Annotated in this window: 9 protein-coding genes and 2 rRNA genes; 6 read left to right on the top strand and 5 right to left on the bottom strand. The window is 48.9% G+C overall.

All coding sequences use genetic code 11. From position 1 onward, the window contains the following. Positions 1 to 36 precede the first annotated feature (36 nt). From Q4488_RS17065 to mnmH, 6 genes are all read left to right on the top strand, one after another. Positions 37 to 2,916 (top strand): FAD-binding and (Fe-S)-binding domain-containing protein, encoded by a 2,880-nt coding sequence (locus Q4488_RS17065; RefSeq protein WP_303581692.1) that lies wholly within the window; start codon positions 37 to 39, stop codon positions 2,914 to 2,916. An 18-nt stretch (positions 2,917 to 2,934) separates the two neighbouring features. Further along, positions 2,935 to 3,423 carry a universal stress protein gene (locus tag Q4488_RS17060; protein ID WP_303581691.1) on the top strand — a complete coding sequence of 163 codons (489 nt, stop codon included), beginning with the start codon at positions 2,935 to 2,937 and terminating at the stop codon, positions 3,421 to 3,423. 138 nt (positions 3,424 to 3,561) lie between these two features. Further along, a complete protein-coding gene (locus Q4488_RS17055; protein WP_303581690.1) occupies positions 3,562 to 4,947 on the top strand; it encodes a sodium:proline symporter in 1,386 nt (461 codons plus the stop codon). Further along, complete coding sequence (locus tag Q4488_RS17050; RefSeq protein ID WP_303581689.1) at positions 4,944 to 5,777, top strand: metallophosphoesterase; 834 nt, start codon at positions 4,944 to 4,946, stop codon at positions 5,775 to 5,777. Before Q4488_RS17055 ends, Q4488_RS17050 begins: the two co-directional genes overlap by 4 nt. Positions 5,778 to 5,867: 90 nt before the next feature. Further along, positions 5,868 to 6,473, top strand: coding sequence for a DUF2238 domain-containing protein (locus Q4488_RS17045; RefSeq protein WP_303581688.1), 606 nt, complete (start codon positions 5,868 to 5,870; stop codon positions 6,471 to 6,473). A gap of 15 nt (positions 6,474 to 6,488) precedes the next feature. Then, the gene (gene mnmH, locus Q4488_RS17040; protein WP_303581687.1) at positions 6,489 to 7,577 is read left to right on the top strand and encodes a tRNA 2-selenouridine(34) synthase MnmH; all 1,089 of its coding nucleotides are present in this window, start codon (positions 6,489 to 6,491) and stop codon (positions 7,575 to 7,577) included. Positions 7,578 to 7,937: 360 nt separating this feature from the next. On the opposite strand, the gene Q4488_RS17035 is transcribed toward mnmH, so the two are convergent. The 5 genes from Q4488_RS17035 to Q4488_RS17015 form a co-directional block, all read right to left on the bottom strand. Beyond that, a complete protein-coding gene (locus tag Q4488_RS17035) occupies positions 7,938 to 8,885 on the bottom strand; it encodes a porin (RefSeq protein WP_303581686.1) in 948 nt (315 codons plus the stop codon). A gap of 89 nt (positions 8,886 to 8,974) precedes the next feature. Continuing rightward, positions 8,975 to 9,640: a DUF2057 domain-containing protein gene (locus Q4488_RS17030; protein WP_303581685.1), complete on the bottom strand. Its 666-nt coding sequence runs from the start codon at positions 9,638 to 9,640 to the stop codon at positions 8,975 to 8,977. A 259-nt stretch (positions 9,641 to 9,899) separates the two neighbouring features. Continuing rightward, positions 9,900 to 12,071, bottom strand: a complete 2,172-nt coding sequence (locus Q4488_RS17025) for an esterase-like activity of phytase family protein (protein ID WP_303581684.1) — start codon at positions 12,069 to 12,071, stop codon at positions 9,900 to 9,902. Between the two features lie 913 nt (positions 12,072 to 12,984). After that, a 5S ribosomal RNA gene (gene rrf / locus Q4488_RS17020) occupies positions 12,985 to 13,100 on the bottom strand. 163 nt (positions 13,101 to 13,263) lie between these two features. Further along, positions 13,264 to 15,983: ribosomal RNA gene (locus Q4488_RS17015) — 23S ribosomal RNA — on the bottom strand; the annotation flags it as partial.

The following is a 15,983-nucleotide window of genomic DNA, read 5'->3' as shown; positions in this document are numbered from 1 at the left end:
GATGCTAGCAGCACTGCCTGAGACGAGGCATTTTTGATGAAGCAGTCATATCAACTTTTCAAGCAACGCTTGCAGGCATTTCTGCCAGATAGCCAAATCATCTCGGACCCATTGCGAACCTTGGCCTATGGGACGGATGCAAGCTTCTATCGTCTCATCCCTCAAATAGTCGTTCGGCCGGAATCAGAAGAGGATGTCGCTCGGATTGTTAAGCAGGCCAATCAGGATAAGATTCCGGTGACCTTTCGTGCCGCAGGCACCAGCCTATCCGGTCAAGCGATTACCGATTCGGTACTGATTCAACTCCGTGATGGCTGGAAAGGCCTGTCGATCAATGATGATGCCAGTTGTATTTCACTACAACCCGGCGTGATTGGCGGTCATGCGAATAAACACTTAGCCCCGTTTAATAAAAAGATTGGGCCCGATCCCGCCTCCATCAATACCGCGATGATTGGTGGTATTGCCGCCAATAATGCCAGCGGCATGTGCTGCGGGACGTCGCAAAACAGTTATCGCACGCTCAACAGTATGAAACTCGTACTCGCCGACGGCACCACGCTGGATACAGGCAACCCGGCATCGGTTAGTCGGTTTCGCAAAACCCACAGCGGCTTACTCACCGCGCTGGAATCACTCGCCTGTCAAACGCAACTCAATGAGACGCTACGTCAGCGCATCGCACATAAGTATCGTCTTAAAAATACCACCGGCTATGCCCTCAACGCCTTGATAGATTATCAAGACCCGATCGATATCATGCAGCATCTGATGATCGGTTCTGAAGGCACCTTAGGTTTTATCAGCGAGATCACTTACAACACCGTTGATGAACACCCAAATAAAGCCTCCGCGCTGATTTTCTTCCCCACCGTGCGCACCACCTGTGAAGCGGTGGCGCTATTGAAAAACACGCCGGTCTCTGCGGTTGAGATGATGGATCGCGCAGGCTTACGCTCGGTTGAGAATAAGCCGGGCATGCCTGACTTTATCAAAACCCTTCCGCAACACGCGGCGGCACTGTTGGTTGAAACCCGTTCCGGTTGTCAACATCAACTCGCGGAGCAGGTTGAGCAGATCACCGCCTCGATTGCTGCGCTGGACACCATACAACCGGTTCGCTTCACTACCGATGCGACTGAATATTCGCAATACTGGGCGATCCGTAAAGGCCTATTCCCCGCGGTGGGTGCAGTGCGAGAAACCGGCACCACGGTGATTATCGAAGATGTCGCGGTGCCCGTACCGCAACTGGCCGATGCGGTACATGATCTACATGAACTGTTTAAAAAGTGGCATTACAACGAAGCACTGATCTTTGGTCATGCGCTGGAGGGTAATCTACACTTTGTCTTTACTCAGTCATTTGAAACCTTAACCGAGCGCGAACGTTATGAACATCTGATGGATGATGTGGCCGCGTTGGTGGTGGATAAGTATGACGGCTCACTTAAAGCCGAGCACGGTACCGGCCGGAATATGGCGCCCTACGTTGAAAAAGAGTGGGGTAGCGAAGCCTATACCCTCATGTGGGAAATAAAAGAGCTATTCGATCCTCATAATATTCTTAACCCTGGCGTACTACTTAATCGTAATTCGCAGGTACACCTGGAAAACTTAAAACACCTACCGGCTGCCGATCCATTGGTGGATAAATGTATCGAGTGCGGTTTTTGTGAACCCACCTGCCCATCGCGGGATCTGACACTCACGCCGCGTCAGCGTATCGTCATCTGGCGTGAAATTGCGCGTCTCGAAACCAGTAAAGAAGATCCGGAACGTCTCGCAACCCTGCGGAAGGAGTACCTTTATCAGGGGATAGATACCTGCGCCGCTTGCGGGTTATGCTCCACCACCTGTCCTGTGGAGATCAATACCGGTGATCTCACCCGTTTATTGCGTAGCGAACATAATCAGAATCACACCAAGATGGCACAATGGTTAGCCGAACATTATGGCCGCGTGATGACCGCCAGCAAGGTGGCCTTTAAAGGCGCAGACCTCGCTCATGCCGTACTCGGTACCAAGGCGATGAGTGCGGTGTGTAACACCACCCGCAAACTATCAGGCGGACGCGTGCAGCAATGGACACCCGCGATGCCCAAACCTGCCGCGAAGATTAATACCACACGTCCGGTGATAAATCCGAATGCCCCCAAGGTGGTCTACCTGCCTAGCTGTGCGAGTCGCACCATGGGACCGGCACGGGATGATACAGAGCAGACATCACTGGCGGATAAAACCGAACAATTATTGCGTAAAGCGGGATTCGAAGTCGTGTATCCCGAGCAGCTCGATCAACTGTGTTGCGGTATGCCTTTTCAGTCGAAAGGGATGTTTGAGGCGGCCGACTATAAAGCCGCGGAAACGAACAAATGCTTACTGCAGGCCACTGATAATGGTGCGATTCCTGTCTATTCCGATACCAGTCCGTGCAGCCTTCGACTAAAGGATAATTTAGATCAACGAATTAAGCTGTATGACAGTGTAGAGTTTATTCATGAGTTCCTTTTAGATCGACTGATTATCACGCCGGTGGAAGAAACCGTCGCGTTACATGTAACCTGTAGCAGTACACGGTTAGGGGTTACCGATAAATTACAGACGATTGTTGAGCAATGCGTCACCAAGGTGATCATGCCAGAGCAGATTACCTGTTGCGGATTTGCTGGTGATAAAGGCTTCTCAACACCCGAGTTGAATGCATCAGCCTTGCGTTCACTGAAAAAAGATGTCGAAGGATGCTCAAGCGGCTATTCGACTAGTCGTACCTGTGAAATTGGACTCTCGCATCATAGCGGTATAGATTATAAATCAATTATTTACCTTTTAGATCGTGTCAGTCAGCCAAAACTAAGCGAGCACAACACGACACCCGAAAACAGACTGATTCAGCACCATACAGCGAATCAGTAACTAACGAGGATATTGAGCATGGCACTTCCTGAAATTAAAACTATTCTGTACACCACCTCTTTGGGTAAACACACCCGTCCTGTCTTCAGACAAGCCGTGAACCTTGCTCAGAATCTGAATGCACGAATCATTATGCTGCATGTGATTGAGCCAATTGGCGAACTCGGTCACGCACTGATTCAGAACTACCTGCCAGAAGATGTGGTCAAGAAAATGCACGCTGAAGGTATCGATCAAGTGATGCAGCAAATGAAAACCCGTATCGAAAAGTTCTGTGAAGAGGAACTCGGCTCGCTAGATAAGGCCGTTGATCTCGATATTGAGCATATGATCGTTGAGGGTAACTACACCGATTCCATCCTGAGAACCGCCGCAATCTGTAATGTCGATATGATCATCATGGGTTCTGAAAATACCTTTGGTCATCACAGTCAGGTGACGCGGCAGGTGATTAAAGGTGCGAAAGTACCGGTTGTAGCCGTGCCCACGGGCAAAAAATACGTGTAAATCACTCGCTGATTCAAGCCCGTCATTCGACGGGCTTTTATTAATACCCTCCCCGCCGCCTCGGTATTATTTTCATGCTTATTTCAGTTTACACGGTCATAATAGCCAGACCGTTTTTGTACTCTGTCAGGATAATCCATGGAAACAACACTCATTATTGCGATCACCTGTGTCGCTATATTCTCTGTGTTTATCACCCCCAAAGCGAAAGGTAACGGCGCCTTCTTTCAAGGTTTATCACCCGAGGGTAAAGCCCCAAGCCTGCTGATGCTGACATTCTCACAGGTGACCACCTGGATCTTTGCCCGCTCACTGTTAAACGCGGCCATTTTGGGGTTTTACTATGGGGTTTGGGGCACCTTAGCCTATGCGGCTTATTACCTGTCGTTCCTCACCGGCGCAAAGATTATTGATTCGGTACGTTTTCAACATGGTTTTGACAGTATTCAGGCCTTTCTCATTGACCGCTTCGGCCCCTGGGGCACCCGCTGTTATAACTTTGTGATCGGTGTCCGCTTAGTCAGCGAAGTGTTCGCCAATATTCTCGTGATCGGTATCTTATTCGGCGTTGCCGGCGGCACCGCCTATACCACCGCGGTGGCGCTGTTTGCTGTGGTCACCTTAGTGTACTCCATGCTCGGCGGTCTGCATGCCTCACTGCGTACCGATCTATTTCAAATGCTACTCTTTTTGCTGTTACTCGGCGCACTCACCGTTTTAGTGTTAGCCACCGGCCAACTCACCAGTGCCGCGCTGCTGTTTAAAAGCTTCGCTATCAATGATCCTGGCCCTATCCTCATCGTCGTGGCGCTATTACAGATCTGGAGCTACCCGATGCATGACCCGGTGATGATGGATCGAGGCTTTATCGCCGACCGCAAAACCACCCGTCAAAGCTTCTATCATGCCGCTTGGATTAGTTTTATCTGCATCATACTCTTCGGTAGCTTTGGTATTATCGCCGGCGCTAACGCAATCGGTGGTGAAGCGATGAATGCTACCCTGATGCGTATTCTCGGAGAAACCCCGATGCTGCTATTTAACATCACCCTGGTTATCTCCGCGATGTCGACACTGGACAGCACGCTCTCTAGCGCCTCGAAACTGGTCGCCGTTGATATGCGCTGGATAGAGCCTTCCGTCGTCAACGGTCGTATCACCATGGCGGTCTTTGTGCTACTCGGTTTACTGTTGGTCTTCTCAGGCAATAAAGACCTCTTTAGCGCGGTAGCGGTGAGTGGCACCGCCTCCATGTATCTCGCCCCAGTTATTTTCTTTTCCCTCTGGGGCGGCCGTACCGATATCCCGCTATGGAGCTATCTGTGCAGTTTCTTTACCGCGCTCGCTGGGGCCGCTCTGTATTTTAGTGAATCTGCGGGGTACACCCAATGGCTAGGCGAAAGCCATAAATACACCAAGCTGTTAGCCATCTCCCTGACTATCCTGATAAGCGGCTGCCTATTATTCTGGGCCGGTTTAATCCGTCAGAAACAGCCATCAAACTTACGAGAATCCACCGTATGACTCAGTTTCAACCGGATGCTTCGGCCCCCTTATTAGTATTTGGTGGACCCTACAGTAACCTTCAGGCAACTCAAGCGATTAAACAACTCGCCGAGCAGCAACAGATTCCCGCGGATAATATTATCTGTACCGGCGACTTGGTGGCGTATTGCGCACAACCGGATGCAACTGTCGATCTGATCAGAGAGTGGGGTATTAGCGTGATCGCGGGAAACTGTGAAGAATCGATCGGTTACGGCGCATCTGACTGTGGTTGTGGTTTTAGTGCAGGCAGTGCCTGTGATCTGCTATCGGTAGCTTGGTATAACTACAGCGTATCACGCGTTAGTGACAGCAATAAGGCGTGGATGCGGCAACTGCCGAATCAACTCGACTTCGACTATGGCGGTGAGGCTTTCAGCGCCATTCATGCGGGCCTCGACAGCAATAATCAGTTCATCTTTGCATCGACTTCAGTAACGGAAAAGCAGCAGCCAGCTACTCGCCGAGTGATACTCTCAGGACACAGCGGTATTCCCTTTGGACAGCAAACTGAGCAGGGTTATTGGTTAAACGCCGGCGTCATCGGTATGCCCGCCAATGATGCTACGGCACAGACCTGGTACCTGTTGATTCACACCGAGGAACAACAATTAGTCTGCCGTTGGCACCGCTTAGACTATGATCATCATCAAGCCGCTCAGCAGATGGCTAGCGCAGGCTTAAATAATGGCTATCAACAGACTCTGTCGACGGGGCTCTGGCCCAGCTTGGATGTATTACCCGCACAAGAAAAAGCCCGCACCGGCAATGCCCTTTCACTCGCGCCACTCGTTATCCCGCAGAATTAAGTAAGCAACGGCGACCGCCGCGATCAGCGGCGCACAAACAGGCTGACAGTAGCGCTATTTAAGGCTACCTAAATCGCTTATACTGCCCGTATGCAGATACTCTGGATTATCACCTTTACGGCCACCCTGATATGGTCAGCCATCAACCCAAACGATCCATTTACCTGGTTTCTTGAAGTGCTGCCGGCGTTACTCGGCGCTATCATCTTAGCCATTACTTGGAAGAAGCATCGGCTTACGCCCCTACTCTATGGGTTAATTCTTATCCACTGCATCATACTCATGGTTGGCGGCCACTATACCTATGCTGAAGTGCCCCTATTTGATTGGATAGCAGACGGGCTTGGCTGGACACGCAACAACTATGACAAATTAGGGCACTTCGCACAGGGATTTGTACCCGCCATCATTACCCGAGAAATATTACTGCGAGTGCGGGCGCTCAATGGCCGTGTTTGGCTTAACCTCTTCACTCTCAGTGTTTGTCTCGCATTTAGTGCCTTCTATGAGTTGATTGAGTGGTGGGTTGCCGTATTCACTGGGGCTGCAGCCGACGCATTTTTGGGCACTCAAGGTTACATCTGGGACACCCAATCCGATATGTTTTTCGCCCTGATAGGCGCCTGTGCAGCCCTACTGTGCCTCAGCCGCTGGCATGATCGACAGTTACAACAGATAAACATTCCAACCTTATAACATCAGATAACGATAATGCGCCAAGATACCGATAATTACCGTCAGTTATTCCTTAATGATACCCCCATGGTAGACCTGCGGGCCCCGATTGAGTTTGCGCAAGGGGCGTTTCCAAGCGCGATCAGTCTACCCCTCATGACCGATGAAGAACGCGCCCTCGTAGGTACCTGCTACAAGCAAAAAGGGCAACAAGCGGCGATTAAATTGGGCCATGAATTAGTGGCCGGTGAGCTTAAAGATGCCCGGATGGAACGCTGGCTAGCCTTTTGTCGCGCTAACCCTGAGGGATATATCTACTGTTTTCGTGGCGGACTGCGATCGCATACCACACAACAATGGCTTAAAGATGCAGGCATAGACTACCCGCTAGTGTTGGGGGGTTATAAAGCCTTACGCAATACCTTACTGAATGTACTGAGCGAAGTCTCCACGAGCCTACCTTTCGCTATCGTGGGTGGAAAAACCGGATCAGCCAAAACATTGATGGTCAATACGTTAGTCAATGCGGTCGACTTGGAGGGCGCAGCCCATCATCGCGGCTCTAGCTTTGGTAGCTTTGTCCAGCCACAGAATACTCAGATCGACTTTGAAAATAGCATCGCGATTCAAATGTTGAAACATCAACATGCAGGCTATACGCAACTCGTCTTTGAGGATGAAGGCCGTCATATCGGTAGTGTCGACTTGCCCATCCCGGTCTACCAAAAAATGCTGGCATCCCCGGTGGCGGTTATTGAAGACCCGCTGGAGATCCGGCTACAGCGCCTACTACAAGAATACGTCATTAACATGGTGGCCGACTATACTCGTATTCATGGCGAGGAACAGGGACATAGCCTCTGTGAAGCCTACCTATTATCTGGCTTAGATAAAATTCGCAAACGCTTGGGTCATGAGCGCTGGCAGATCCTCCGACAAGCGATGCAAGCAGCCATCAAACAACATCAAGCAGGGGCCGGCTTTGATGCACACCTGAACTGGCTTTCCCCCTTACTCGCCTGGTACTACGACCCGATGTACGAATATCAATTGAGCCTCAAAGCCGAACGCATCGTGTTCCGTGGCGATTGGCAGGCATGTCATGATTACCTGCAGCATCAATAAACTGGATAAGCTTAAGTAGGAACCACCCCTCGTGGCGATAAAAGCCGTGGTCCAAAAAAACGAAGCCCTGATATGTAGCGAGCGACGCCCTCGTCGCGATAAAAGCCGTTGTCCGAGGCACGAACGCTACGCTTGTCCGTGATCCAAAAAAACGAAGCCCTGAAACGTAGCGAGCGACGCCCTCGTCGCGATAAAAGCCGTCGTCCAACGTTCGAACGCTGCGCTTGTTCGTGGCCCAAAAAACGAACCTCGCATTTCACCTTTATCCCTGAAACGAAAAAAGGCCGGTTTGATAACCGGCCTCAAAATCATCGATCCCAAGCTCGAAGGGGTGAACTCAGGACAAATGTTATTTTGCCTTTAGAACTTGATACGCATACCCATCAACATATCCAGATCAAGGTCTTCGCCATCTTCATCAATATCAGATACTTCAGCAAACAGGCTTACATTTTTCTGAGTAGGGAATTTATAGGTAACGTTGGCGTACACCTGAGTCACATCCGTTGTAGCATCCAGCTCTTGCTTAGTTACACCAACGCCGACTCGAGTGGTTTCCGCAACGTTAAATTTAGCAACCAGATTGTAGATATCCAAATCTTCGGTACCGGTATCACTGGTACTGTAATCGGCCGCTAGTGCAACAGCGCCCAGCTCAACTGCAGCACTCACACCCCAAGAATCGACTGCATCAGACGAAGGGGTATCTTTATATGTCTGATAAGCAGCTGCCAGTTCAACCTCACCTACCTCGGTTGCAACAAACAGATCATAAGAGGATCCATTTTCAGAACCTTCGCCCTCGGCTTTAAGCTCAGTTGACGCCACTAAGGTAAAGTTTTCAGTTGATGCATCAAAACGAATAACATCATCGCCATCGGTCGCTATCGCATCAAATGCATCTTCAGCTTCATAATGCTCATAAGCGCCTTCGACACCAAACTCATCAGTTGCATAGTTTTGCTTACCGGCAGCAACGGCAACACCACCAAAATCGATCCCGATGTAGGCTTCTTCGAGCTGACTGCCTTCATAGTCCGACTTATCTTCAGCAGCATTCTTAAAACCAAAATCCAACTCACCAAAGGCTTTCATGCCGTTACCAAGATCATAGGTAACAGAGTTTTTCAGCTCAAGATCATCAAACTCGATTTCAGTATCTTTCGTTTGAGACGCGTTATCACGTAGCTGAACCTGAATGTCACCTTTCAGTTTGTAAGTCAGGCCTTTGCCTTCATAGATGGTTGCAGCATTGACAGTTCCAGCAGATGTCGCAGCGATTGCAGCAACCAAGATCAGCTTTTTCATTTATATCTCCAATTGATAAAAGGTAAAACATCGAGTCAAACAAAGTTATTTAAGGAAGTATCTTTCAAAAAATAACATTAATAAAAATATTACTTAGCGTTAATCCAAGCTTTAAATTTTGCACGCGTATCTAAATCAGCATTTAAATACCAATAGCGAAGCAAGGTTTCTGGCAGATTGATAGAATCAGTACGTAATTTATTGTCAGGATAATCCGATGATTTAACCATCGCGCTATCAGAAGCGAAGCCTGTATATTTTATAAGTTCAGTTATTGAGACAGCGTGCCCCGCCGCATTAAGTTTTTTGAGTTCTTGTTCATAATTTCTATTCATCTGAAAACCATCTTTAATCAGAGCTTCTGATAAATACTCTATGGCAGCCCCATCACTATCTTTTAGTATCCAAGCGTTCCCTAAATTGAACTGACGAAATTCCGATAGCTTTTTAATATCAGGAGCAGACAACTGGATATCCTTATCCACTGCATTGAAAACAAGGACATGCGCATCGGTCGTTTCAAACGCTAAACCACCGCTGGTGTTAACTTCGGTCGAAAACTGAACGAGAATTTGATTCTTACCATTAGGCAACGTGAACATTTGTTTATTATCAAAAAATGAATCACTCTCAATTTCAACACCATTAATAGCAATTAGAGAAATATCAGCGGCAGTAGAAAAATTATTATCCGCCATGAGTGATGAAGAAAATAAAAGGACAAATGAAGAAAAAATAATTGAACAAAATCGCATTACCGCTGCCTTATTAATTTGCTGCTATCAATTTATTGGCAGTGATAATAATGGTCATTTATGACGAAACGATGACTGCTTTATTAAGAAAAAGTTTAAGGTGAGAAAAACTGCAAATTTCGAGAGTGCCCCAACCTATATATGACGAAGAAGAGTATTAAATAGTGCGTTCACATGAACATATCAATCATTAATATAAAAAAGGGCGATCAATGATCGCCCTTTGAAAATTCAAACGTAAGGTCTTACATGTAAGGTCTTACATTTTTCCAATAGTGAAGAACAAGGTTTCGCCAGAGCTATCATCAACACCATCATTATCAGTAATCGCATAACCATTACCCGCGGCATCAACGGTAAAGCCCTCGATCTTATCCTGAACATAGCCATTTAAAGACTTCAGATCCGGTAAGAAGTCATGCACCAAGACTTTCTTCACAAGCGGCAATTTAGAACCGATAGCCGCAGGTTGTAACTGATCTTTAGCAACGCTGTAAAGCCGCTTAACCGCAGCAGACTCACCCAACTGATTATCACGCTCAATAATGTAAACTTGATCACCATGGCTGACAATCTCAGATAAACCAACCCAGCCAGATGTAACCTGCTCGAGAGGATAGCGTACAGCCCCCCAAGTGTTAGTGTTTAAGTTATAGGCTAACAGCTTCACTTGATCGGCTGGGTCATCCTTCCAAGGTTTCTGAATCGCAATCCAGAGCGTCTCTCCTATCAACGTAATACCTTCTGCACCAAACTTCAGCTCATGAGCCAGCAACGCTTGTGGAAAGTCGATGCTACGATCAATTTCACCATGTCTATTAACATGATGAATAGCATGTGGAATATCTTTAGACGTTTTACCCTCGGAGGCCAGCCAGAAGCCGCCTTTACCATCGACAGTAATCCCTTCTAAGTCTAACTTCTTCGCCGCTTTAGCATCACGTAGCACCGGCATCGCTGCCGTAATTTTTGCGGGTGTCTGATTAGCATCGATAGTGAATATGCTCGGCTGATTGGCATAGAAACTATCATTCACGGCGTACAATATACCCGGCTTAGCGGGATCGGCCGTAAGACCCGATAAGGCTCCCCAACCAATCGGCGTTCCGTTGCTGTTACGGCTAGAGGTGATCTGTGGATAACTCGCTGGGGTATTAGAAAAGTTATATAGCATCACATGAGCACGAGGGCCATTGTCTTCGATCAGGTCTTTCTCATTGGCACTCACCAACAGATTACGCTGAGGAATCACCACCGCCGATTCCGGAGCAATCCCCGACGGCAGCAGTTGCACAAACTCAGGCGCACCACCGGTATCACGATAAACACCGATAACCGAGCCTCGCTCTGAAAGAATAAAAATATAGGTCTCGTCAGCAAACTTGCCGACGGCAACCCCTTCTGGCTCACTGCCTTTTTTACCGGAGCGTTTATCAGGATAATGACCCGCTAAGATAACCTCCTGCTCAAACGAGGCACCTGATTCAAACAATATCCGGCCATCCTTATGGAAAATCGTAAACCCACGGGCACCACCATTCATATCACCCTCATTGGCAATCACAAAACGGTTATCATCAATCCATTTGACTGAATCAGGTTCACGCAGGCGGGTTTGCCGACCGCTGAAATCGAGTTTTTTATCTTTACTAATATCGATACCTTCTAAATCAACGCTACCGGCAGAGAAATGATTCAGAATTTTACCGCTAGCGGCATCGATAATCGCCAGATGATTGTTTTCCTGAAGCGTCACCACTATCTCGTTACGGCTATTGAAATCGACAAACTCAGGTTCTGGATCGATCGCACCGATCTCAGCAAGCCCCGTCATATCGACCTTCATTAGCTTATCGCATTGGGGCTGACCCTTTTTAACCGGTACGATGCTGACCCAGCCTGCGGGGAATTGAGGTAGCTCGCCATCATTAAGATCTTCATCACGCTCGTTCTCAATAGCGATCGCCACATAACGACCATCTTTAGACACGGCCACAGAATCAGGTTGACCCGCTAGATCACAACGGGCCAGTTCATCCCGTGTTTGTAATCCAAGTGCCATAAGATAACCGGAAGGTTGGGTATAACTTTCAGAAGTATTAACACCTGCAAAAACCGTATCACCCGCAATAGCCACTGAGGTTGGCTCGCCATCTAGCTTAACAACACCCCCCGCTATAGGCTTCTGTGCATCGGTGATATCAACAAATCCAAGGGCACCGAAAGGGCTATCAGAATAAACAAGCGTATTACCATCTTCGCTGGCAGCAATAATCTCTGGCGATGTTTCCTGACTCAGCGGCGTTCCTTCTGGTAAATTTTGAATCGCACCAAAGCTGGCAATACGGTTAAAGGAATTCGCTTGAACAACAGTGGCTGATGCAGCAATCGATAATACCAAAAGTGATTTTTTGAAACGGCTGACAGGCATAACGGGGCTCCGAGGATAATTTTACGACCCGAGGATGGTATAGCGGATAAATGACAGCAGAGTGACGCTATTATGACTAAACGAAGTCTTTCGAGGATAGGATGATCGGCGCTCCCCATACAGCTATCTCAGCATAAAAATAAAAGAGGTTTAGCGCTACGCTTTTTCGGGCTTCGGACCACGGCCAATATCGCCACGAGGGCGTGGCTCCTACCCTTATTGATACGCTTTTTCGAACGGCGGACGGCACCGGTGGTGTGGATAGAATACCCACCCGGCCTCGTCGCGATTGAACGGCAAACCAAAGCAATCGGCGTAAGGTGCCCAAAGGGCATGCTACGTCGACCACATAAACACGCTCATGCCATCAACAATCCTTTGACCTCATACCCTGCTGTAGCGAGCGACGCCCTCGTCGCGATAAACACATTCACACACTAAAACACATCGCGACGGGGGCGTGGCTCCCACACTTGACTGATACGCTTTTTCGGGCTTCGGACCACGGCCTATATCGCCACGAGGGCGTGGCTCCTACACCTGATTGATACGCTTTTTCGGACTGCGGACCACGGCTTTTAAGGCCGTAAAGCGAAAAAGCCCCGATCAAGCGAACAATCGGCTTGAGGTGCCCAAAGGGCATGCTACGTCGACCACATAAACACGCTCATGCCATCAACAATCCTTTGACTTCACACCCTGCTGTAGCGAGCGACGCCCTCGTCGCGATAAACACATTCACACACTAAAACACGTCGCGATAAACACGTTCACACACTAAAACACATTGCGACGAGGGCGTGGCTCCTACACCTGATTGATACGCTTTTTCGAACGGCGGACAGCGGCTTTTAAGGCCGTAAAACGAAAAAGCCCCGATCAAGCGAATGATCGGGGCTGTCTCTTATTTGGTGCTTGGCGATGACCTACTCTCGCATGGGGAATCCCCACACTACCATTGGCGCTAAGACGTTTCACTTCCGAGTTCGGTAAGGGATCGGGTGGTTCCATCTCGCTATGGTCGCCAAGCAAAACTGGTTGCTCTAACGATTGAACTTAACTGTTTGTTAGTTCAAGCGTCATTTGAATCCTGTAATCGGTGTTGCTTCGAGATGAGCTGTACAAGCTCTAATCCGTGTGACTTTTCAGTCGTATCTTAATCTATCAGCTTCCCAAACACTTTTGGCGTTATATGGTCAAGCCTCACGAGCAATTAGTACTGGTTAGCTCAACGCCTCACAACGCTTACACACCCAGCCTATCAACGTCCTGGTCTTGAACGGCTCTTCAGGGGGCTCAAGGCCCCAGTGAGATCTCATCTTGAAGGGGGCTTCCCGCTTAGATGCTTTCAGCGGTTATCCTGTCCGAACATAGCTACCGGGCAATGCCATTGGCATGACAACCCGAACACCAGAGGTTCGTTCACTCCGGTCCTCTCGTACTAGGAGCAACTCTTCTCAAATCTCAAACGTCCACGGCAGATAGGGACCGAACTGTCTCACGACGTTCTAAACCCAGCTCGCGTACCACTTTAAATGGCGAACAGCCATACCCTTGGGACCGGCTTCAGCCCCAGGATGTGATGAGCCGACATCGAGGTGCCAAACACCGCCGTCGATGTGAACTCTTGGGCGGTATCAGCCTGTTATCCCCGGAGTACCTTTTATCCGTTGAGCGATGGCCCTTCCATACAGAACCACCGGATCACTAAGACCTACTTTCGTACCTGCTCGACGTGTCTGTCTCGCAGTCAAGCGCGCTTATGCCTTTATACTCGTTGCATGATTTCCGACCATGCTGAGCGCACCTTCGTACTCCTCCGTTACTCTTTAGGAGGAGACCGCCCCAGTCAAACTACCCACCACACAATGTCCTCGATCCCGATAAGGGACCTGAGTTAGAACCTCAACAGTACCAGGCTGGTATTTCAAGATTGGCTCCCTCTGAACTGGCGTCCAGATTTCAAAGCCTCCCAGCTATCCTACACAAGTAATATCAAAGTCCACTGCGAAGCTATAGTAAAGGTTCACGGGGTCTTTCCGTCTAGCCGCGGATATACGGCATCTTAACCGCAATTTCAATTTCACTGAGTCTCGGGTGGAGACAGTGTGGCCATCGTTACGCCATTCGTGCAGGTCGGAACTTACCCGACAAGGAATTTCGCTACCTTAGGACCGTTATAGTTACGGCCGCCGTTTACTTGGGCTTCGATCAAGAGCTTCGCCGAAGCTAACCCCATCAATTAACCTTCAAGCACCGGGCAGGCGTCACACCCTATACGTCCACTTTCGTGTTTGCAGAGTGCTGTGTTTTTAATAAACAGTCGCAGCCACCTAGTATCTTCGACCGACATAAGCTTAGGGAGCAAGTCCCATCACCCACATCGGCGTACCTTCTCCCGAAGTTACGGTACCATTTTGCCTAGTTCCTTCACCCGAGTTCTCTCAAGCGCCTTGGTATTCTCTACCTGACCACCTGTGTCGGTTTGGGGTACGATTCTTTGTTATCTGAAGCTTAGAAGTTTTTCCTGGAAGCATGGCATCAACCACTTCACCCAAAAGAGGGTTCGTCATCAATTCTCAGTCTTAAAAGGACCCGGATTTTCCTAAGTCCTAAACCTACAACCTTAAACACGGACAACCAACGCCGTGCTGGCCTAGCCTTCTCCGTCACTCCGTCGCAATAACAAAAAGTACAGGAATATTAACCTGTTTCCCATCGACTACGCTCTTCAGCCTCGCCTTAGGGGTCGACTCACCCTACCCTGATTAGCATTGGATAGGAACCCTTGGTCTTCCGGCGGGGGAGTTTTTCACTCCCCTTATCGTTACTCATGTCAGCATTCGCACTTCTGATACCTCCAGGATGCCTTACAGCTTTCCCTTCAACGGCTTACAGAACGCTCCTCTACCACGCAAACTAGTTGCGTCCGTAGCTTCGGTGTATGGTTTGAGCCCCGTTATATCTTCCGCGCAGGCCGACTCGACTAGTGAGCTATTACGCTTTCTTTAAAGGGTGGCTGCTTCTAAGCCAACCTCCTAGCTGTCTAAGCCTTCCCACATCGTTTCCCACTTAACCATAACTTTGGGACCTTAGCTGACGGTCTGGGTTGTTTCCCTTTTCACGACGGACGTTAGCACCCGCCGTGTGTCTCCCGTGATTGCACTCATTGGTATTCGGAGTTTGCATCGGGTTGGTAAGTCGGGATGACCCCCTAGCCGAAACAGTGCTCTACCCCCAATGGTGAGACACGAGGCGCTACCTAAATAGCTTTCGAGGAGAACCAGCTATCTCCGAGCTTGATTAGCCTTTCACTCCGATCCACAGGTCATCCGCTGGCTTTTCAACGACAGTCGGTTCGGTCCTCCAGTTGATGTTACTCAACCTTCAACCTGCCCATGGATAGATCGCTCGGTTTCGGGTCTAATCCTAGCAACTATACGCCCTATTAAGACTCGGTTTCCCTACGGCTCCCCTAAACGGTTAACCTTGCTACTAAAATTAAGTCGCTGACCCATTATACAAAAGGTACGCAGTCACGGTCTCAAGGACCGCTCCCACTGCTTGTACGTACACGGTTTCAGGTTCTATTTCACTCCCCTCACAGGGGTTCTTTTCGCCTTTCCCTCACGGTACTGGTTCACTATCGGTCAGTCAGGAGTATTTAGCCTTGGAGGATGGTCCCCCCATATTCAGACAGGATATCACGTGTCCCGTCCTACTCGATTTCACCTTAAAAATGTTTTCGCATACGGGGCTATCACCCACTATGGCCATACTTTCCAGTATGTTTTGCTAACATTAAAAAGACTTAAGGGCTAGTCCCCGTTCGCTCGCCGCTACTAGGGGAATCTCGGTTGATTTCTTTTCCTCCGGGTACTTAGATGTTTCAGTTCCCCGGGTTCGCTTCTC

The sequence above is a fragment of the Amphritea sp. 1_MG-2023 genome, from assembly GCF_030547545.1.
Lineage (GTDB): Bacteria > Pseudomonadota > Gammaproteobacteria > Pseudomonadales > Balneatricaceae > Amphritea.
Note: the sequence above shows the minus strand (reverse complement) of the source record. Positions and strands in the feature narration are given on the sequence as shown.

Coding starts and splice junctions, on each gene's coding strand:
- Q4488_RS17065 (WP_303581692.1), top strand. CDS start 37: ATGAAGCAGTCATATCAACTTTTCAAGCAACGCTTGCAGGCATTTCTG.
- Q4488_RS17060 (WP_303581691.1), top strand. CDS start 2,935: ATGGCACTTCCTGAAATTAAAACTATTCTGTACACCACCTCTTTGGGT.
- Q4488_RS17055 (WP_303581690.1), top strand. CDS start 3,562: ATGGAAACAACACTCATTATTGCGATCACCTGTGTCGCTATATTCTCT.
- Q4488_RS17050 (WP_303581689.1), top strand. CDS start 4,944: ATGACTCAGTTTCAACCGGATGCTTCGGCCCCCTTATTAGTATTTGGT.
- Q4488_RS17045 (WP_303581688.1), top strand. CDS start 5,868: ATGCAGATACTCTGGATTATCACCTTTACGGCCACCCTGATATGGTCA.
- mnmH (WP_303581687.1), top strand. CDS start 6,489: ATGCGCCAAGATACCGATAATTACCGTCAGTTATTCCTTAATGATACC.
- Q4488_RS17035 (WP_303581686.1), bottom strand. CDS start 8,885: ATGAAAAAGCTGATCTTGGTTGCTGCAATCGCTGCGACATCTGCTGGA.
- Q4488_RS17030 (WP_303581685.1), bottom strand. CDS start 9,640: ATGCGATTTTGTTCAATTATTTTTTCTTCATTTGTCCTTTTATTTTCT.
- Q4488_RS17025 (WP_303581684.1), bottom strand. CDS start 12,071: ATGCCTGTCAGCCGTTTCAAAAAATCACTTTTGGTATTATCGATTGCT.